This window comes from Atopococcus tabaci DSM 17538, from assembly GCF_000429585.1.
Classification (GTDB): Bacteria; Bacillota; Bacilli; order Lactobacillales; family Carnobacteriaceae_A; genus Atopococcus; species Atopococcus tabaci.
Genome location: NZ_AUCD01000002.1, coordinates 40108 through 59046, shown reverse-complemented (window position 1 = coordinate 59046; position 18939 = coordinate 40108). Strand labels below are relative to the sequence as shown.

Sequence of the window (18939 nt, the reverse complement as noted above, 5' to 3'; positions counted from 1 at the left end):
AAGAGTGACAGAATCAACAGCCATAGGTTTGAACATGGCCGGCAGCTCGAATAAATGGTATGCTGAGAAAAAGTAAGTAGAAAGCGAACTATCTCAAGGGAGGAGAGGTACGGAAATGACGTGCAGATTGTATCAACACAGCACGCTGGGAGCACTGATGGCAGGGTGCTTTGAAGGAACCATGACCATAGAAGACCTTCTGAAACAAGGGGATACCGGAATTGGAACGGTTCACGGACTTGACGGTGAACTGATTGTCTTGAAAGGACGGGCGTATCAAGTCGGAGTGAACGGGGCTGTGCAGCAGCTTGATGGAAAGGAACGTACCCCGTATGCAGCAGTCACTTTTTTTGAAACGGAAAACACGGTGGAAATCACCGAGGAAACTTCGATGGAGCGCCTGACGAAGCGGCTGCAAGACCGCTTTTCCAGTTTGAACACCTTCCAAGCGGTCCGCATTTCTGGAACATTTGCCAAGGTACAGTGCCGTTCGGTCGCCAAACAAGAACCGCCTTACCCCAAGTTGGTGGAAGTGACACAGAGCCAGACGGAATTCACCCGTGGGCCGGTGGAAGGCACATTGATCGGGTTTTATGCCCCGGAACTTTTCAGTGGAATGGCGGCACCTGGATTCCATTGGCATTTTTTGAGTCGAGGGGTGGATTTCGGCGGCCATGTTTTGGATTTTATATTGGAAGACGGGACGGCCGAGTGGCAGACAATTGAAACAGTGGAACAGCATTTCCCGGTTGAAAACGACGCATTTTTGTACGCAGAAATAGAAAGTGAGTACCTGAATGAGAAAATTGAGGAAGCAGAGAATTAAAGGCAGAAAGGGGACGATGGAAGAGTGAAAGTAAGTATTTTGGATTATGCGGCGAAAGACGAAGGCATGACGGCACACGATGCCTTTTGGGCCACAACCGAATTGGCACAATTGGCGGATCGGCTGGGATATCACCGCTTTTGGGTAGCCGAGCACCATAACGTGCCGGTATTGGCCGTCAGCGCACCGGAAATTTTGATGACCCATTTGGCGGGCCGCACGGAACGCATCCGTATCGGTTCCGGCGGCGTGATGCTGCCGAACTATTCGGCCTACAAAGTAGCGGAATGGTTCAAAATGATGGAAGCTTTGTATCCCGGGAGGATCGATGCCGGAATCGGAAATTCCCCCGGCGGCGACAAGTTGGTTTACCAGGCATTAAATGAAGGGAAAACAGAAAAACCGGATTATCAGCAGCAATTCAAAGATTTGGCGGGGTTTTTGTCCGATACCCTGCCGAAAGGGCACAAATACAAAAGCAAGCGGGCTGCCCCGATCATCGAAACCACTCCTGAAATGTACTTATTGGCGGCAAGCCAGCGGAACACAGGGATGGCCGCAGAAGTGGGCGCGGGACTTGTGTATGCACATTTTATCCGTCCAGACGAAAACACCGGTGTGGAAGCAGCCCGGTCCTACCGCGAGCAGTTCCAGCCGAGTAAGTTAAGCGACAAGCCGCATGTCATTGTTGCGGTTTTTGTGGTTGTCGGCGAAACGGAAGAAGAAGCGGAAGAAATGGCACAAGCATTCGACTTGTGGTATTTGTCTTCCGGCAGCCGCAAACGGGCCGCATACTACATGCCTGCACCGGAAAAAGCCTGTCAAGTGGACTATTCAGATGAAGAAAAAGAACTGATCCGCGAGAATCGAAAAAAAGTGCTGATCGGAGACGCCGCCTCCGTCAAACAGCAGTTGGAAGAACTGCAAGCTCGGTACAATGCGGACGAACTCTTGATAGTGCCCAATGTTTATTCCATTGAAAAACGCAAACAAGCCATCCGACTACTGGCGGATGAAATGGAACTGGATTGAAACACATCGGAAACGTTTCGTATACGGAACGTTTCTTTTTTGTGGGTAGATTGGCCAGCCGCTTTTTAGTGAAAGTCATCAAAAATTCAGAGTTTTTTGCTTCAGGTACTCTCTATTGTGTTATACTGGTGAATAAATTATTAGAAACTGATGAATAAACCAGGAGAAAGAAGGAAATGAGATGGAAGCACAAGCGATGAAACACCGATCAGAAGTCACAGAAGCGCTCACGTGGGATTTGACTGCGTTGTTTGAGAACAAAAGAGAGTTTGAAGAAACAGTCCAAGAGCTGCAGGCCAAAGCAGACACCTTCACTCAACAATATGACGGCAACATCAAAGATGCGGCCAGCATGATTGAAGCGATCAAAGACTATGAACAAATCCGGAAATTGGCAACGTGGATCGGTCAATACGCTACCCTGCCGACAAACACGGACATCACCGATGGGGAAGCGATGGAACGGGCGCGTTACATACGGAATGTGCTGGCAGGCGTCAGTGCCAAACTCAGTTTCTTTGATTCCCAATTAACGGCAAACGAAGAAGCGGTGCTGGATGAAGTGGCTCAACAGGCACCGGAATACGCTGCGTTTATCCGCCGTGTCAAGAAACAAAAAGCTGTACAATTGGAACCGGAAGTGGAAAAAGCTCTTGCCCAATTAAGTCCGGTCTTCGGTGCGCCGCAGCAAATATTTGAGCAGGCCCGGTCCAATGACATGGATTTTGGCACGTTCACAGCCAACGGAAAAGAATACCCGTTGAGTTTTGTATTGTACGAAGAGGTTTATATGTACCATCCGGACACTGAAGTGCGTCGGGCGGCCTTCGACCAGTTCTCGCAAGTGTTGGAAAAATACCAGAATGTGGTGGCGTCCGCTTACTACACGCAAGTCCAAAAAGAAAAAACAATGGCCACAATGCGCGGGTTTGATTCCGTGTTTGATTATCTATTGATGGATCAAGAAGTGGACCGTGAGCTGTATGACCGGCAGATTGACACGTTGATGAACGACTTTGCGCCGGTGATGCGCAAGTTCATCACCCACGTCAAAGAACTCAACGGCTTGGACAAAATGACGTATGCTGATTTGAAAATCGACCTGGACCCGGAGTATTCTCCGACCATCACCATTGAAGAATCAAAAGACTTGGTCAAAGAAACCTTGCAGCCGTTGGGACAGGAATATGTCGACATGATTTTGCGTGCCTATCCCGAGCGCTGGATTGATTTCCCGCAAAACAAAGGCAAACGCTCAGGTGCATTTTGCTCCACGACATACGAGAAACACCCGTATATCTTGGTTTCATGGACCAATCAACTGTCGGACGCATACACCTTGCTGCACGAATTGGGGCATGCAGGGCAAGGGTTATTGTCCAACGCCAATCGCTCGCTTCTTGCATCCCGTCCATCGTTGTATTTGATCGAAGCGCCATCGACTTTCCACGAATTGCTGTTGACGGATTACTTGAAGAAACATACCGAAGATCCACGCATGGAGCGGTCGGTGTTGAGCAAAATGATTTCCAAAACGTATTTCCACAACTTCGTGACCCACTTGTTGGAAGCGGCCTATCAGCGGGAGGTCTACAAACTGGTGGATGCCGGGAAAGGATTTGATGCCGCCAAATTGAGTGAGATCAAACGCAGCGTCCTGGAACAGTTTTGGGGAGACGCAGTGGAAATCAATCCTGGAGCCGAGCTCACATGGATGCGTCAAATCCACTACTACATGGGTTTATATCCATACACGTATTCAGCAGGATTAACCATCGCCACACAGGCATTCTTGAAAATGAAAGAAGAAGGGCCGTCCATGGTGGACAACTGGCATGAGTTCCTTGCACTGGGAGGCGAATTGATTCCTGTCGAAGCTGCAAAAGTGGCCGGTGTGGATATTACGACAGATAAACCGTTGTCTGACACTATCCATTATTTGGATAAATCCGTTGATAAAATTATTGAGTTGAGCGCCCAAATTTCCTGAACCTATTGAAATAAAAAGACGCTGAAGAACCTATAGTTGCACGTGTATCCGTGCGGCTATAGGTTTTTTCTGAAAATAGTGTTGACGAAAGCGTTTTTCATATGCCATAACTTGAAGGTTAATATTCGAAAGGGGAAGAGAAATTAGGTAAAGGAAAAGTTTTTTACAGTTGGTGGATTGTGGCAGGCGCAGCGATTATTTTGGCTGTGATGGGTTCGGCTTCTGTAGCAGTGGCAAATCTTTATCAAGCTCCTGTAACGGCAGAATTTGGCATCAGCAACAGTCAGTTTGCCATCAGCCATTCCCTCGTTTTAGGTGTGGGGATTTTTTTGTCTCCATTTATTTCACAGAAGTTTGCCACAGGCAACTTTAACCGCATTTATGCAATCAGTGTGTTGGTTTATGCCCTGGCGTATATCGGGTATGCCTTCACATCAAATATTTATGTATTTTATCTTCTATCTTTGTTGGTTGGATATGGATACATGAGCACCACTTTCATCCCGACCACTATGTTGATCAACAAATGGTTCGTTAAAAAACGTGGACTGGCATTGAGTTTAGCCCTCACCGGATTGGGTATCGGCGGAGTGGTCTTCAGCCAATTAGTGACAACCCTCATCGAAAATGTCGGTTGGCGTATGACGTATGTGGTCTATGGGCTCATCATGTTGGCGGTTGTCCTGCCGATTGTATTGTTTGTATATAAAGTGAACCCTGAAGACATGCAATTGAAAGCATACGGGACAGCAACGGATGACCTTGGCCAAGCTCGTGAACGCAATGAAGACGATGAAGGCGAAATGCAGCAAGTCCAAGCGGTTCGTATGTCTGTCTCTGAGTCAATGAAGAAACCTTTCTTCGTACTGCTGGTCGCAGGGTCTGTCTTGGTGGGAATCACCAATAATGGTGGATTAGGCCAATTTCCACCTGTGTTGACCGAGTTGCACGGCGCAACCGTGGCAGCAATGATCATTTCTGTTTATTCTGCTGTCGGGATTGTTGGAAAATTGATCCTGGGGAATCTCAATGACCGCTTCGGCATTATTGTCAGTATCCTCTATTCCTGCATCCTGTTGGCTTTATCGTATGTCTTGATGATGTTTGCCGGAAATCTTGCGGTGGCATTTGTGTCCGCAGTTTTGTTTGGATTGGGGAACGCCATCGGAACGGTATTGCCGCCGTTGATGACGTCATCGGTGTATTCTGCAGAACAGTATCCAAAAGTTTACGGATACGTTCCAAGCGGCGTCCAGCTGGGGATGACCGTGGGATCACTGTTTGCAGCAGGGATTGCGGATTTGACGGGGTCTTACAATGTATCGTGGATAGCCATTGCCGCGTTGTGGTCGCATTCGCATGGGGAGGTTCTTACCGCAACGCGCGGGCTTACATCGCATAGACGAGTGCACGTTGGAAAGAGGCTGTTTGTCTGACAAGACTGACAGCTTCTTTTCCTGTAAAGAAGTCTGTATAGAGTATAGGAAGCAGCGCAAAGACAGGAAAACAGGAATAACTAAATCGGTTTCTAAACGACGCCAAAAGGAGTTTTTTATGGAAAAGAAAAAAATATTTTATGATTGGTGGATTGTTTTAGGGGCCATCATTGTCTTGGGAACAACGGGGCCGGCTGCGGTAGCGGTGGCCAACATCTTCCAATCCTCCGTGACAGCGGAGTTTGGCATCAGCAACAGCCAATTTGCTCTTACGAATTCCATCGTATTGGGAGTAGGCATCTTCTTGTCGCCGTTCATTTCGCAAAAACTGGCATACGGCAACTTCAAACGCACCTTTGTCATCGGTGTCCTTCTCTACGCTTTGGGGTATGCAGGGTATGGACTGGCTCCAAACATCTGGGTGATTTATTTCTTGTCATTGTTGATTGGTATAGGAAACACCGCTTGCATCATCATTCCAACAGGGATTTTGATCAACAACTGGTTTGTCAAAAAACGAGGGTTGGCGATGAGTCTTGCGCTGACCGGTTTAGGATTTGGCGGAGCCATCTTGAGCCCACTGTTGACCGGGTTGATTGAGTCCATCGGCTGGCGCCAAACGTATTTGGTTTACGGGACAGTCATGTTGGCGGTCGGATTGTTCGTGGTCATGTTCGTGTTTAAACCGCGTCCAGAAGACATTGGGTTAAAACCATACGGTGTGGAAGAGGCATCCGACCTTCCCGCAGGCGCCCAAAAGAGCGGAGAAAACCAAGAACAAACGCAAGGCGTTCCAATGTCTGTAAGCGAAACAATGACCAAGCCGTTCTTCATCTTGTTGATTGTCGGTGGAGTGTTTGCGGGTATCATGAACAATGGTGGATTCGGTCAGTTTCCGCCGGTGCTTCAAAATGTGCACGGTGCAGGAACCGCGGTGACCATCGTGTCTCTCTATTCGGCTATCGGTATTGCGGGAAAGGTTATTCTCGGCAATTGACAGACCGTTTCGGAGTCATTGTCAGTACCATTTATTGTGCCGTTTTGTTGGCGTTGGCCTACATTTCCATGTTGTTTGCCGGAAATGTGATGTTTGCGTTCGTCATGGCTCTCTTCTTTGGATTGGGCAACGCAGTCGGCACCGTCCTGCCGCCGCTTATCACTTCGTCCATTTATAAAGGGCGTCAGTGAGAAAACCTACGATTTCAATCGTAGGATGAATCACGTCTCGGACGCCCATCGTTATATTCCGTTAATTGATTTTCAATATATTTTTTAACATGATTCTTTGACACGTTCCCAAGAGTTCCAGCGTAATAAGAGTTTGTCCATAAATGACCTCCCCATAACTCTTTTTTTGTTTCCGGATAATCCAAAAACCACTTCCTAGCAGAACTACCCTTTAGTTTTTTTACAATTTCTGTGATTGAATATTTCGGCTTGAATGTAACCATTAAATGTACATGGTCCTCGACCACTTCTATTTGTTCAATTTCAAAATCATGATTTTTTGATATTTCTTTCATGATTGAAATCATGTGTTGTCTTTTTTCATCGGTTGTAAAAATTTCTTTTCTGTATTTCGTTACAAACACAAAATGATAATGCGTTTCATAAACATTTGTCTGTGTTTTAACCACCATATAAGTACCTCCTATTACTTATATACTAGCATTGTTTGTTTGTTTAATCAAACCATGTATGTTAATATATAACTAGACAAGGGAGGTGAAAAGACAATGTTAAAAGGAATTAAAATAAAGATATATCCGAATCAGGAACAGATTCAATTCCTCGAACAAAATATCGGCAATGCCCGTTTTGTCTGGAACCAAATGTTGAACATGTGGAACACACGCTACCAGAACAATCCGAATCTGCCGGCTTTGGGAAAATATGACTTAAGTTCACTTCTCCCAACAATGAAAAAAGAATATGAGTTTCTTAAAAAAAGCGAATCGACCAGTCTACAGTTCGTATGCGAAACGCTTCATGGTTCTTTTGTTGAGTTTTTCAAAAAAGCACGCAGACATCCACGTTTCAAATCGAAGAAAAAGGCAACACCATCTTTTACAGTCAAAAACAATAAGAATATCGAGTTGAAAAAGAACGCCATCAAACTTCCGAAGATTGGTTGGATGAAAGCTCGATGGTCCGATAATGTTTCGTTCGATAAAATAAAGCAAGTAACAATCACCCGTACCCCTTCTGGTTATTACAAAGCATCTGTCTTAGTTGAAAGCGAAAGCCAAGTATTAGATAAGATAGGTAAGCAAATAGGACTAGATATGGGGCAATCGGACTTAATGATTGGTTCAGACGGAACTCGTGTCGAAACGCGTACTTACAAGAAATATGAAAGAAAGTTAAAACAATGGCAACGAAAAGCATCTAGACGTCTGCGTTTGGCGAAAGAAAAAGGGACTCCATTAGAAGAAGCGAAGAACTACCAAAAATCTAAACGAATGGTTGCTAAATACCACGAAAAGATACGCAACTGTCGACAAGATTATCTCCATAAAGCGACAAAGAAAATCGTCATAGAGTATGATTTCATCGCGGTTGAAGATTTACGCATCAAAGGAATGCTTAATAAAAAGAACAGTAAGTTAAACAACCATGCGATAGCCAATCAGTCTTGGTATGAACTTCGAACGATGTTTGAATACAAATCCGATTGGTATGGAAAAACGTTTGTCAAGGTAGACCCGAAATACACGAGTCAGGACTGCTCGAACTGTCAAAAACGCACCGGTCCTAAAAATGACCTAAGTGTTCGCCAATGGGTTTGTCCGAACTGTAAAACAAAGCATGACCGTGATATTAATGCAGGGCGAAATATTCTAAATAAAGCATTAATTCAAGTGGGTTAGTCCTACAAAACAATTGGCTTGGGACGAGCCTTAGTAACATAGACACGTAAGACGACCTGGCGGTTACCCGCCCTTTTGGGATGGATAACGTCCTGTCGCAATGTTGTTCCTAGAAACCACCGAATTCATTCGGTGTGTAGTTCATTCCACAGAAAATTATCCGAAAGCGTACGGATACATTCAAGGCGGTCTGCAATTGGGCATGACGTTGGGATCGCTGGTGGCGGCTTCCATCGCTGACCTCACAGGAACCTACACTGTCTCTTGGATGGTGTTGACCGTGGCGTCTCTCTTGTTGGGATTTTCTTGGGTGTTCGCCAACAAAAATGCACAAAAATACATGCCAAACAAAACAGCTTATTCTACAAAATAAAGAAAAGCGGTGCCTCGCTTCGAGGCGCCGCTTTTTATTTGAAAGGAGCTTCTCATTGACAAAGAATGGGAGGGTCCGGATATCTTTGTTGGGGAGAAAGCTCCTCTTTGACAAAGAAGCAACAAAAAAGTTTTCTTTGTCAAAGAGAAGCGGGATCACCGACAAAGAAAATTGAAAAAGCGATTCTTTGTGGCAGAGCGCATCTTTTTATCCGAAGATGTCAAAAAAGGCAGCTGGATTTCATTCCAGTGCCTTTTTTCTTTATAAAGGAGTGCCGAACAATTGGGTGGCATACAACATTTCACCATCGTAATGCACGCCGATGCCCACTTCTTCAAATCCTTCGTGAACCATGTTTTTGTAGTGGCCTTCGCTTTCAACCCAACCGTTGAACAACAACTCCGCCATCTGTTCTTCGTCCAACGCATACGTCGCCATCCCCAAGTTTTCTCCTGCCAGACGGTACGTGTACTCGTATTCCGGTTCTTTCAAAACGGTAAAGGCTTCACTGCCGTCCGGGCGGGTATGGGAAAACAATTCTTCTGTTTCCCGCGCGCGTTGATCGGCGGCTTTTTTCAGTTGTTCATTGTACGTCAATTCGGGAAGACCTTGTTCCACGCGCAGTTCATTTAACAACTCAAAAATCCGTTGTTCCACCAACTCATAATCCACTTCTCCCGACTGATCGGAAGAAGAGTCTTCCGCGGTTTGAGATTCGTCCATCACGTCGAGCGTGTACATGGAAGAAATGTCGTCCGCATTGTAGATTTCTGTTCCGTTGGAGTTTGAACGCCACGATTCAGGGGCCGGTATGGCTTGTGTAATCGAGACAAGGGCATCGCCGGCCCAAGTTCCCGCTAAAATCTGGGTCTCTGCCAACCAAAAACCCGCAACGATGGACACCACAATGGTAATCAAATAACTAAATAGTTTTTTCATATGGGAAGCCTCACTTGTCAAAAAATAAATGCTGTTTGTAACAAATTAACAATCCAGAGGCGAGTATATCAAAGAAACGTTAAAATTTCTATAACCATTCTGTGAAAACCGGTCCCTCTCCTTAAGTTGGAGGGATAAAAATCGGGAAATCAGGAGCGAAAAATGTGAACAGGAAAAACATACCGGCAAATACCACGAAGAACGCGCCGGCTAAAATCAAATAGATCATTCGTGGTTCCACAACCCGGTAAACATGGATGGCCACCAACTGACCGATCGGTACCGCAATGAATAATGAGCCGATGTCAATGACCGGGGACTCGATATGAAACCCGCCTGTCCATGTATAGTACCAGGCGACGATGACGGCCATGCTCAAAAATCAGATACCGCAGCTGCCGTAAACCATTTGTAGCGGGAGAGATTTTTGCTGTTTTTGAAAAGAACATACCCGATTCCCCACCACAACAGCAACGGCCAAAAGACAAGTTTCAAGTGCTCCCAGATACTTTCATTGATGGGAGCGAACAAGCCAGCAGCCGGGAGTTCGCCCGACCATTCATACAGAAAATGTAATGGAACAGAAACGATACACACAAACGCAATGCCAATCCAATGATAAATCTTGGCAAAGCGCGCGTCTCTGTTAGAAAAATTCGTCAACATTTATGTCTACCTCCAATGCAACTTTGTTCTCATCTTATACAAAAAAAGAAGAGGAACCTAACAAAAAGCACTCGTAGATAATTGGTTTTGAATCCGCTTTCTTGTATAATGAAGACGTAGGAGTTATCGGAACAGTCCACTGCAACGGGAGAAAGCGGACAGACAAAGGAGGAGAACCGCATGGCGAAAGAAAATAACACATACGACAAGAAGCCATATGTTGTTGATTTGAACGCGATGATCGAAAAAAACAAACATTACCGGACCACCATTTGGACCGGAGAGAACATGCAGTTGATCGCGATGTCCATCGCTCCACATGAAGAAGCGGGGCTGGAAGTGCACCGGCAGGCGGATCAGTTTATTTTGATTGAAGAAGGTATGGGATTGTGCCGGATGGGAGCGGAAAAAGACGAAATCAGTTTTGAACGGACCTTGATGAAAGACACAGCCATTTTTATTCCGATGAACACATGGCATAATATCATCAATACCGGAGATACCCCTTTGGACCTGTACACCATTTATTCAGGACCAGAATATGATCCGGGTACGATTCATAAAACAAAAGCAGAAGCTTTGGAAGAGCCGCTGCCGAAAGACACAGATAAAGAATGAATCGACCGCCGCTCATACTCTCTCAGACACCTCAAAAGAGAGTATGAGCGTTTTTTGCTGTAAAATCTGATTGACTGGCAGGGGAAAGAAGATTATAATATTCTGGACGCGTTGTAAACCGTTACACACCGCTTGCGGTGCTTTTTTTGTATCTAAAATGAAAAGAATGGAAGGAGACGGGAAAGCGATGACCGAAAACAAAATGGGAACACTCCCGATAAACAAACTCATCCTATCTATGTCGTTGCCGATGATGATTTCGATGGTGATTCAGTCTTTATATAACATTGTGGACAGTATGTTTGTGGCCCAGCTGGGTGAAGAAGCGCTGACGGCTGTTTCACTTGCCTTTCCGATTCAGAATTTGATGATTGCCGTCATGGTCGGTACAGGAGTGGGGATGAATGCACTGCTTTCCCGTAATCTCGGTGAAAAGAAATTTGTTGAAGCCAATAAAACAGCGCTCAATGGAGTGTTTCTGGCGGTTGTCCACTACATATTGTTCCTCGTATTGTCCTTGACAATTGTTCGTCCATTCTTTCTGGCTCAAACCAGTGACCCGGAAATTGTCCGCAGCGGCATCAGCTATTTGTCCATTGTCATGGCTTTTTCTCTCGGTCAATTTTTCCAAGTGACGTATGAACGGCTGCTGCAGTCGACCGGACGCACAATTTACTCAATGTGGACGCAAGGATTGGGCGCGGTCATCAATATTGTCCTCGACCCGATTTTGATTTTCGGATGGTTTGGGCTGCCGCGGATGGGGGTGGCCGGTGCCGCCTGGGCTACGGTCATCGGACAAGGTGTGGCTGCCGGTCTGGCGATGTACCTCAATGCGAAAAAGAACCCCGACCTACAGATGGATTTCCGCGGATTCCGCCCGCAAAAGTCCATCATCCGGGAAATCTATTCCGTAGGGGTCCCGTCCATTGTGATGACGTCCATTTCATCGGTGACGACGTTCTCCCTGAACATGATTCTCATCCAATTCAGTTCGACGGCGACAGCGGTATTCGGTGTCTATTACAAACTGCAAAGTTTCGTGTTTATGCCGGTTTTCGGATTGACGAACGGGATCATTCCGATTCTTTCGTACAATTACGGTGCCAAAAAGAAACAGCGGATACTGGAAGCAATGAAGTTGTCCATCATATACGCGATGGGAGTCATGCTGATGGGATTGGTGATTTTCCAAGTGTTCCCGGTTCAGCTGTTGTCCTTGTTCAACGCGTCGTCTGAGATGATGGCCATCGGCGTTCCGGCCATCCGAACCATCAGCCTCTGTTTTGTCCTGGCCGGCTTCAACATCCTGGCGAGCACGATCTACCAGGCTTTTGGAAAAGGGATGTTGAGTTTGTCGGTGTCCGTCACCCGTCAATTGGTGGTGTTGGTTCCTCTGGCGTATCTCTTCTCACTCACCGGGAACATCCAGGCGGTTTGGTGGTCGTATCCGGCAGCCGAACTGGTCGCAACCGCACTCTGTGTGTACTTCATCCGGATGCTCCATAAACGCGTCATCAGCCAGCTTCCTGAGGAGTTGAATGTGGAAATGCCTGTCACGATCAAAAAATAAATTTTCTTATCCGTCTTGCCTGCCCGTCAGGCCAGACGGATTTTTTGATGCCTCAAACAGAAGGGGTGCCGGGTGAAGGAAGAAAAACTTGTGGGAATACGCTATACTGAAAAGGAAAAACAAAAGAAAGGATGTTACATGATGACTGACAAAAAAGAAATCCGCGCTGAAAAAGCGCCCGCGGCTATCGGCCCGTATTCACAGGCCGTCAAAGCGGGGCGCACCGTTTATGTTTCGGGGCAGCTGCCGATTGACGCACAAGCAGGAAAGATCACCGGGGAGACCATCCGGGAACAAACCACCCAATCCTTGAAAAACCTCGAGTTTATTTTGAAGGAAGCGGGAATGGACTTGTCAAACGTGGTGAAAACAACGGTTTTGTTGAATGACATAAATGATTTTGCAGGAATGAACGAGGTGTACAGCACCTTTTTTGCCGAACCGTATCCCGCACGCGCGGCATACCAGGTGGCAGCTCTGCCGGCAGGAGCATTGGTGGAAATCGAAGCCGTCGCCGTTGAATAAACCAACCGAACAGGAGGAAACAGTGTGAATTACGACTTTGAAACACGTGTCAACCGCAAAAACACCGGGGCGGCTAAGTGGGAACAGATGTATGGATGGAATCCGGATGTTTCGGATGACGTCATTCCGTTGTCGGTGGCCGATATGGAGTTTAAGAATCCTCCGGAAGTCATGGAAGGGTTGAAGGCTTACTTGGACGAGGCTGTCCTGGGCTACACCATCCCATATGCCTCTTTTTTGGATGCGGTGGTGGAATGGCAGGAGAAGCGGCACGGCTGGCAGGTCGAAAAAGATTGGCTCGTCCACACGCCCGGAGTGGTGACCGCTATCTACAGCGTCATCCGCTCATTGACGAAACCGGGAGACGGTGTCATCGTTTTCCGTCCGGTCTACTATCCGTTTGGTCAAGCCATCTCTGACAACAAGCGGGAAGAAGTCAACGTGCCACTGCTCAATGACAACGGCTATTACACCATTGACTTTGAAGCGTTCGAACAGGCAGCGGCAGAACCTGAAAACAAACTGTTGATTTTCTGCAGCCCGCATAATCCGGTCGGCAGAGTGTGGACCGAAGAAGAATTGGAAAAGCTGGCAGAAATTTGCGTGAAACATGGCTTGTATGTCGTGTCCGATGAAGTGTGGTACGACTTGATCATGCCGGGATACGAGCACACCGTTCTGGCAACGGTAAACGAAGAGTTGTCCAAGCGGTTAATCACCTGCACGGCACCGTCCAAAACCTTTAACCTGGCCGGATTGGCAACCTCCAACATTTTTATTCAAGATGAAGGTCTGCGGGAAACGTTTGTCCAATCCCTGCAGGAAGTGCGCAACGACATGATTGGGGCGCTGGGGTATAAAGGCTGTGAATTGGCCTACACCAAATCAGAAGCCTGGCTGGATGAATTGCTGGTCGTGCTCGACCGGAACCAACGATTGGTCCACGAATTTTTCAAGAAAGAATACCCGAAAATCAAAGCGCCAAAAATTGAAGGAACGTATGTGCAGTGGTTGGATTTCAGAGAATTGGGTATGACGGACGAGGAATTAGAAGAATTCCTCCACATGGAAGCAGAGTTTTTCACCGATGAAGGCTACATTTTCGGAAAAGAAGGCAGCGGGTATGAACGCATTAATATCGCTCTTCCGACAGATGCCTTGGAAGAAGCGCTTGAACGCCTCGTGGCTGCGTTGAAGAAACGGGAGGCTCGCTAGGAAATCATCCGCCGGTTTTTCTCGGAAGAAATAAACTGTGTTATACTGGAAGAACCTTTCTAAAGCAAGCCATTTCAAGGAGGAAACAGGATGATCACCACCGCACAACTCACTGAACAGATTGTGGAAAAAGCAAACGCATTGGAACAAGAGACCATCGAACGCCGCGGCTATTTACACGAACGGCCGGAACTCAGCGGCGAAGAGGTGGAAACATCCAAGTACTTAAAAAATGAAACAGCCAAACTGGGCTTGGAAATTGAAGAAGTGCCGGGAAGCACCGGATTCACGGCCTTATTGGATACCGGGAAACCCGGAAAAACTTTGGGAATCCGGACGGACATCGACGCATTGCCGATTGAGGAGCAGCCGCGCAATCTGTCCAAAAAAAGAGCCTACATTTCCCAAAACCCAGGTGTGATGCATGCCTGTGGTCACGACGGCCATATGTCGATTGTATTGACCACCATAAAAATCTTGTCGGACTTGAAGGACCAACTCAGCGGAAAAATCTACTTCATTTTCGAAGAAGGCGAAGAAATCAATTCGGGCATCGATGCGATGGTGGACCACTTGAGGGATAAAGGGTTGGATGCCGTCTACGGCAACCACTTGGCTTCGTTTATGGAAACGGGGAAAATTTGTGTGGACGCCGGACCGCGTATGGCGGGGTCGACACGTGTAGATTTTTCGGTGCATGGAAAAGGCGGCCACGGCTCGCGTCCCGATTTGTCCGTCAACCCGATTTTTGCGGCCACTCAAATATTGAACGGCCTGACCAACGCGTGGGCCAACCAAGTGGATGTCACCAAAACGGTCACGTTGGGACTGACTAAATTCCAAGCCGGTTCCACGTGGAATGTGATTCCTGACAAAGTGGATATTGAAGGGTCTTTGCGGTACTTCGATGTTCCTGAAGGGGAAAAGTCGATGGAAATCGTCAAGTCGGTGGCGGAACACACTGCCAAAGCCCACGGATGCACCGTCACATTTGGGGAAAACTTTAAACCGTTGGCGCAGCCGGTCATCAATGACAACCGCTTGGCGGAAATCGCTCAAAACAGTATCCAGGAGGCGCTGCCGGGATCCTTGGTGGAAGGCGTGCAATGGTTTGCTTCGGAATCTTTCTCGGCCTACGCTAAACTTGCGCCCATCTGCTTCTCGTTTGTGGGTGTCGGTAACGAGACTTACGGAAGCGGCGCAGAACACCACAACGAATACTTCGACGTGGACGATGCGGCATTGATTTACGGTGTGATCGCAGCTGCGAAGTTTGCGGTCGACTTCTTGAATGAAACAAATTAACTTTCTCTCCCCGTGAATGCACGGGGAGCTTTTTGTGTGCGGGCAGAAAAATATTTCTTTGGATAAATCCCTTCCAATTGACCGTTGCGAGGAAAATCACGATAATGGGAGGAAAGAAGGGGTGGGGGGATTATGCAGGAAAATAAGATGGGAACCATGCCGGTCAATCGATTGATTCTCACTGTGTCTTTCCCTTTGATGATTTCTATGTTGGTTCAATCATTGTACAATATTATCGACAGCATTTTTGTGGCGCAAATCAGCGAAAAAGCGCTGACGGCGGTGACCTTGGCGTTTCCCATTCAACATTTGATGATTGCCGTGCAAGTGGGCTCTGGTGTAGGGATGAACGCTCTACTGTCCAGACGGCTTGGCGAAAAGAGGTTTGCAGATGCCAATGATGCCGCCATCCACGGCGTGTTTTTATCGCTGATTCATTACTTGGTTTTTTTGGTTTTCGGATTGACGGTTGTGGTACCCTTTTTTGAATCACAAACCAACGACCCGGAAATCCTGCGGCATGGGATAGAGTATCTGACCATTGTCATGTGTTTTTCGATGGGAAAGTTTTTCCAGTTCACGTTTGAACGGATGCTGCAGGCTACCGGGCGAACATTTTATACCATGATCACGCAGGGAGCCGGCGCACTGTTCAATATTGTCCTGGACCCCATTTTGATTTTTGGCTTGTTCGGGATGCCCCAGCTGGGTGTCAGAGGGGCGGCCATAGCCACTGTTATCGCCCAGATTTCCGCAGCGTCGCTGGCGTTTTATTTCAATCGCAAAAAGAATACAGAAGTCACGCTTCGTTTCCGCAAATTCCGTCCCAAATGGGAAACCGTTAAAGGCATTTACTCTGTCGGGATTCCGTCCATGGTCATGAGTTCTGTGATGTCGGTGACCACATTTGCATTAAACAACATCTTGCTTCAATTTTCTGCCAGCGCGACGGCGGTCTACGGAGCATACACCCGCTTGCAAAGTTTTGTGTTTATGCCGATTTTCGGATTGAATAACGGCATGATTCCTGTTGTGGCGTACAATTATGGGGCGCAGAACAAAAACCGTTTGATTCAAATCCTTCGTGTCTGCTCGATTTATGCCACAGGGATCATGACAGCGGGGCTCCTGATTTTCCAATTGTTTCCGGAGTCGTTGCTCAAGTTGTTCAATGCATCGGGAGACATGTTGGCGATTGGAGTTCCGGCAGTGCGCATCATCAGCCTGGGGTATGTGTTTGCCGGCTTCAGCATCGTCATGACAGCCGCTTTCCAGGCATTTGGAAAAGGCATGACCAGTCTGATGGTATCGCTGATACGACAGCTGATTGTGCTGGTTCCGTTGGCATATCTCTTCTCGCTGACAGGGAACGTGTCGATGGTGTGGTGGGCGTATCCCGCGTCAGAACTGACTTCAGTTGTGCTGTGTGCGTATTTCATTCGGTCTCTCTATTACAAAATCATTGAACCAATGCCGGAAGAAACCCAAAAGAAATCACGGGAACCCCAACGCATTTACGACAAAAATTAAGATTTCATCCATTGATTCGCCTGCTTCACGGATCGATGGATTTTTTTATGCAAGAAACCGGTTCGTTTTTCGACGGAAAGTGCTATACTGGTCATTAGAAACAGATGAAAAAATACGAAGAAAAAGAGGAGCGATTACCAGGATGCAAGAAGAACTAAAAAAACGTTCAGAAGTGCAAGAACAGCTGACATGGGATTTAAGCGCGTTGTATCAGACACGCGAAGAGTTCCAACAGGCGGTCGACCAATTGAAACAAGATGTCGAGCAATTTTCCAAGAAATACGAAGGAAACTTGTCATCCACGTCCATCGTTTTGGGAGCATTGACCGAATTTGAATCCATCATGACCGTTTTCCAACGGACCAACCAATACGCCTATTTGCCGGCAAGCACGGACTTGACCAATTCCGATTACATAGAATTGTCCCGGTACATGCAAAACGTATCGGCTGAATTGGCCACCCAACTGTCTTTTTTCGATACCGAATTGATGTCAGTGGACACAAACACATTGGATGAAGCGGCTCAAAGTGAACCAAGACTGGCTCCATATATCCGCCACATCAAGAAGAACAAAGATATCCGCTTGGACCCGGCGGTGGAAAAAGCATTGGCACAATTGAGCCCGGTTCTTTCTGCACCAGAATCCATTTACGACCAGGCAAAATTGGCGGACATGGACTTTGGTACCTTCACAGTGGACGGAAAAGATTATCCATTGAGCTTTGTGTTGTATGAAGACTATTACGCGTTCCACCCGGATGCAGACATCCGCCGCGCAGCTTTCGACAAATTTTCCGCTGTACTCCGTCAATACCAAAACGTGGTCGCGACAACGTATTACACTCAAATCCAATACGAGAAAACGATGGCCACAATGCGCGGTTTCGACTCTGTCATCGATTACTTGTTGTACGGGCAGGAAGTGGACCAAGAACTTTATAACCGGCAGATCGACATCATCATGTCCGACTTGGCGCCGGTGATGCGCAAATACGCCGCTCACTTGAAAGAAGTGCACAGCTTGGACAAAATCACGTACGCCGATTTGAAAATCGACTTGGACACCGACTATTCCATGCCGGTGACCATTGAAGAATCCAAAGACATCGTGGCGGATGCGGTAAGCAGCTTGGGAGACGACTACACCGACCGCATCATGAAAGCTTATCCGGAACGCTGGGTGGATTTCGTGCAAAACGTTGGAAAATCAACCGGCGGATTCTGCTCGACCACTTATGACACGCATCCGTACATCTTGATGTCCTGGACCAATCAGTTGTCTGATGTATATACCTTGATTCATGAACTCGGCCACGCCGGACAGGGTATTTTGACCAACGAGAACAACTCGATTTTGGGGTCCAACCCGTCCTTGTATTTGATCGAAGCGCCCTCCACGTTCAATGAATTGCTGTTGACGGACTACTTGCAGCGCAAGAGCGACGATCCGCGCCAAGAACGATTCGCATTGACGAAGATGATTTCCAATACCTATTTCCACAACTTCGTGACCCACCTGCTCGAAGCAGCGTACCAGCGCGAAGTGTACCGCTTGGTGGATGCAGGCAAAGGGTTCGATGCCGCGAAATTAAGTGAACTTAAACGGGGTGTGTTGGAACAGTTTTGGGGAGAAGACGTGGAAATCAATCCAGGAGCCGAGCTCACTTGGATGCGCCAACCGCATTATTACATGGGCTTGTATCCGTACACGTATTCAGCCGGATTGACGATTGCCACCCAGGCATTTTTGAAACTGAAAGAAGAAGGCCAGCCGATGGTCGAAAATTGGTTGGAATTCCTGAAACTCGGCGACCAAAAAGAACCGGTCGAAGCCGCTGCAGTTGCGGGAGTGGACATCACCACATCCAAACCATTGGATGACACCATCCACTACTTGGACGAAACCGTAGACCGCATCATCGCATTGACTGAACAAATATAAAAAGAAGGCATCCGCTTTGTTGAGAGCGGATGCCTTTTTCCATTTATGAATCTGAATCGTTGAAATGGAGAGGCATAGAGATTGATAAACAGTGTT

The 18939-nt window shown here is 47.1% G+C and carries 19 protein-coding genes; 15 read left to right on the top strand and 4 right to left on the bottom strand.

The window, feature by feature from the left end; translation table 11 throughout:
* Window positions 1-115: 115 nt before the first annotated feature.
* The 6 genes from budA to G470_RS13700 all read left to right on the top strand — a co-directional run bounded on the left by budA (window position 116) and on the right by G470_RS13700 (window position 6472).
* Window positions 116-826 carry an acetolactate decarboxylase gene (budA, locus tag G470_RS0100880; RefSeq protein ID WP_028273177.1) on the top strand — a complete coding sequence of 237 codons (711 nt, stop codon included), beginning with the start codon at window positions 116-118 and terminating at the stop codon, window positions 824-826.
* 24 nt (window positions 827-850) lie between these two features.
* Window positions 851-1858 (top strand): LLM class flavin-dependent oxidoreductase, encoded by a 1008-nt coding sequence (locus G470_RS0100875; RefSeq protein ID WP_028273176.1) that lies wholly within the window; start codon window positions 851-853, stop codon window positions 1856-1858.
* A 181-nt stretch (window positions 1859-2039) separates the two neighbouring features.
* Window positions 2040-3848, top strand: a complete 1809-nt coding sequence (gene pepF, locus G470_RS0100870) for an oligoendopeptidase F (RefSeq protein WP_028273175.1) — start codon at window positions 2040-2042, stop codon at window positions 3846-3848.
* A 179-nt stretch (window positions 3849-4027) separates the two neighbouring features.
* A complete protein-coding gene (locus G470_RS12275; protein WP_051258341.1) occupies window positions 4028-5284 on the top strand; it encodes an MFS transporter in 1257 nt (418 codons plus the stop codon).
* A gap of 118 nt (window positions 5285-5402) precedes the next feature.
* Window positions 5403-6281, top strand: coding sequence for an MFS transporter (locus G470_RS12270; RefSeq protein WP_051258340.1), 879 nt, complete (start codon window positions 5403-5405; stop codon window positions 6279-6281).
* Complete coding sequence (locus tag G470_RS13700; protein WP_051258339.1) at window positions 6278-6472, top strand: hypothetical protein; 195 nt, start codon at window positions 6278-6280, stop codon at window positions 6470-6472. Before G470_RS12270 ends, G470_RS13700 begins: the two co-directional genes overlap by 4 nt.
* Before the next feature lie 14 nt (window positions 6473-6486).
* On the opposite strand, the gene tnpA is transcribed toward G470_RS13700, so the two are convergent.
* The gene (gene tnpA / locus G470_RS0100855; protein ID WP_028273174.1) at window positions 6487-6924 is read right to left on the bottom strand and encodes an IS200/IS605 family transposase; all 438 of its coding nucleotides are present in this window, start codon (window positions 6922-6924) and stop codon (window positions 6487-6489) included.
* Between the two features lie 96 nt (window positions 6925-7020).
* On the opposite strand from tnpA, the gene G470_RS0100850 reads away from it, so the two are divergent.
* On the top strand, window positions 7021-8154 hold the full coding sequence (locus tag G470_RS0100850) for an RNA-guided endonuclease TnpB family protein (RefSeq protein WP_028273173.1): 1134 nt from the start codon (window positions 7021-7023) through the stop codon (window positions 8152-8154).
* 100 nt (window positions 8155-8254) lie between these two features.
* Window positions 8255-8527: a hypothetical protein gene (locus G470_RS0100845; RefSeq protein ID WP_028273172.1), complete on the top strand. Its 273-nt coding sequence runs from the start codon at window positions 8255-8257 to the stop codon at window positions 8525-8527.
* 261 nt (window positions 8528-8788) lie between these two features.
* Here the strand turns inward: G470_RS0100845 and G470_RS0100835 are convergent, their stop codons facing one another.
* The 3 genes from G470_RS0100835 to G470_RS14970 form a co-directional block, all read right to left on the bottom strand.
* A complete protein-coding gene (locus tag G470_RS0100835; protein ID WP_028273171.1) occupies window positions 8789-9466 on the bottom strand; it encodes a CAP domain-containing protein in 678 nt (225 codons plus the stop codon).
* A 121-nt stretch (window positions 9467-9587) separates the two neighbouring features.
* Window positions 9588-9839: a DUF6512 family protein gene (locus tag G470_RS14975; protein WP_051258338.1), complete on the bottom strand. Its 252-nt coding sequence runs from the start codon at window positions 9837-9839 to the stop codon at window positions 9588-9590.
* A 2-nt stretch (window positions 9840-9841) separates the two neighbouring features.
* A complete protein-coding gene (locus tag G470_RS14970) occupies window positions 9842-10132 on the bottom strand; it encodes a DUF6512 family protein (protein WP_051258337.1) in 291 nt (96 codons plus the stop codon).
* A 180-nt stretch (window positions 10133-10312) separates the two neighbouring features.
* Here G470_RS14970 and G470_RS0100825 point away from each other — a divergent pair, with 180 nt between their 5' ends.
* The 7 genes from G470_RS0100825 (at window position 10313) to pepF (G470_RS0100795) (ending at window position 18843) form a co-directional block, all read left to right on the top strand.
* Entirely contained in the window at window positions 10313-10750 is a 438-nt protein-coding gene (locus tag G470_RS0100825; protein ID WP_028273170.1) for a cupin domain-containing protein, read from the top strand.
* A 187-nt stretch (window positions 10751-10937) separates the two neighbouring features.
* Window positions 10938-12323 carry an MATE family efflux transporter gene (locus G470_RS12260; protein ID WP_156907880.1) on the top strand — a complete coding sequence of 462 codons (1386 nt, stop codon included), beginning with the start codon at window positions 10938-10940 and terminating at the stop codon, window positions 12321-12323.
* 141 nt (window positions 12324-12464) lie between these two features.
* Window positions 12465-12848, top strand: coding sequence for a RidA family protein (locus G470_RS0100815; protein WP_028273169.1), 384 nt, complete (start codon window positions 12465-12467; stop codon window positions 12846-12848).
* Between the two features lie 24 nt (window positions 12849-12872).
* Window positions 12873-14063, top strand: coding sequence for a MalY/PatB family protein (locus G470_RS0100810; RefSeq protein WP_028273168.1), 1191 nt, complete (start codon window positions 12873-12875; stop codon window positions 14061-14063).
* Window positions 14064-14153: 90 nt separating this feature from the next.
* Window positions 14154-15368 carry an amidohydrolase gene (locus G470_RS0100805; protein ID WP_035444791.1) on the top strand — a complete coding sequence of 405 codons (1215 nt, stop codon included), beginning with the start codon at window positions 14154-14156 and terminating at the stop codon, window positions 15366-15368.
* 132 nt (window positions 15369-15500) lie between these two features.
* Entirely contained in the window at window positions 15501-16898 is a 1398-nt protein-coding gene (locus G470_RS12255) for an MATE family efflux transporter (RefSeq protein WP_051258335.1), read from the top strand.
* Between the two features lie 142 nt (window positions 16899-17040).
* Complete coding sequence (gene pepF, locus G470_RS0100795) at window positions 17041-18843, top strand: oligoendopeptidase F (protein WP_028273166.1); 1803 nt, start codon at window positions 17041-17043, stop codon at window positions 18841-18843.
* The last annotated feature ends 96 nt before the right edge of the window (window positions 18844-18939 follow it).

Excerpts from the sequence above, each read along its gene's own strand:
- budA (WP_028273177.1), top strand. The coding sequence starts at position 116 with ATGACGTGCAGATTGTATCAACACAGCACGCTGGGAGCACTGATGGCA.
- G470_RS12270 (WP_051258340.1), top strand. The coding sequence starts at position 5,403 with ATGGAAAAGAAAAAAATATTTTATGATTGGTGGATTGTTTTAGGGGCC.
- G470_RS12255 (WP_051258335.1), top strand. The coding sequence starts at position 15,501 with ATGCAGGAAAATAAGATGGGAACCATGCCGGTCAATCGATTGATTCTC.
- pepF (WP_028273175.1), top strand. The coding sequence starts at position 2,040 with ATGGAAGCACAAGCGATGAAACACCGATCAGAAGTCACAGAAGCGCTC.
- pepF (WP_028273166.1), top strand. The coding sequence starts at position 17,041 with ATGCAAGAAGAACTAAAAAAACGTTCAGAAGTGCAAGAACAGCTGACA.
- tnpA (WP_028273174.1), bottom strand. The coding sequence starts at position 6,924 with ATGGTGGTTAAAACACAGACAAATGTTTATGAAACGCATTATCATTTT.
- G470_RS0100815 (WP_028273169.1), top strand. The coding sequence starts at position 12,465 with ATGACTGACAAAAAAGAAATCCGCGCTGAAAAAGCGCCCGCGGCTATC.
- G470_RS0100825 (WP_028273170.1), top strand. The coding sequence starts at position 10,313 with ATGGCGAAAGAAAATAACACATACGACAAGAAGCCATATGTTGTTGAT.
- G470_RS0100850 (WP_028273173.1), top strand. The coding sequence starts at position 7,021 with ATGTTAAAAGGAATTAAAATAAAGATATATCCGAATCAGGAACAGATT.
- G470_RS0100845 (WP_028273172.1), top strand. The coding sequence starts at position 8,255 with ATGTTGTTCCTAGAAACCACCGAATTCATTCGGTGTGTAGTTCATTCC.
- G470_RS12260 (WP_156907880.1), top strand. The coding sequence starts at position 10,938 with ATGACCGAAAACAAAATGGGAACACTCCCGATAAACAAACTCATCCTA.
- G470_RS0100805 (WP_035444791.1), top strand. The coding sequence starts at position 14,154 with ATGATCACCACCGCACAACTCACTGAACAGATTGTGGAAAAAGCAAAC.
- G470_RS14970 (WP_051258337.1), bottom strand. The coding sequence starts at position 10,132 with ATGTTGACGAATTTTTCTAACAGAGACGCGCGCTTTGCCAAGATTTAT.
- G470_RS0100835 (WP_028273171.1), bottom strand. The coding sequence starts at position 9,466 with ATGAAAAAACTATTTAGTTATTTGATTACCATTGTGGTGTCCATCGTT.
- G470_RS14975 (WP_051258338.1), bottom strand. The coding sequence starts at position 9,839 with ATGGCCGTCATCGTCGCCTGGTACTATACATGGACAGGCGGGTTTCAT.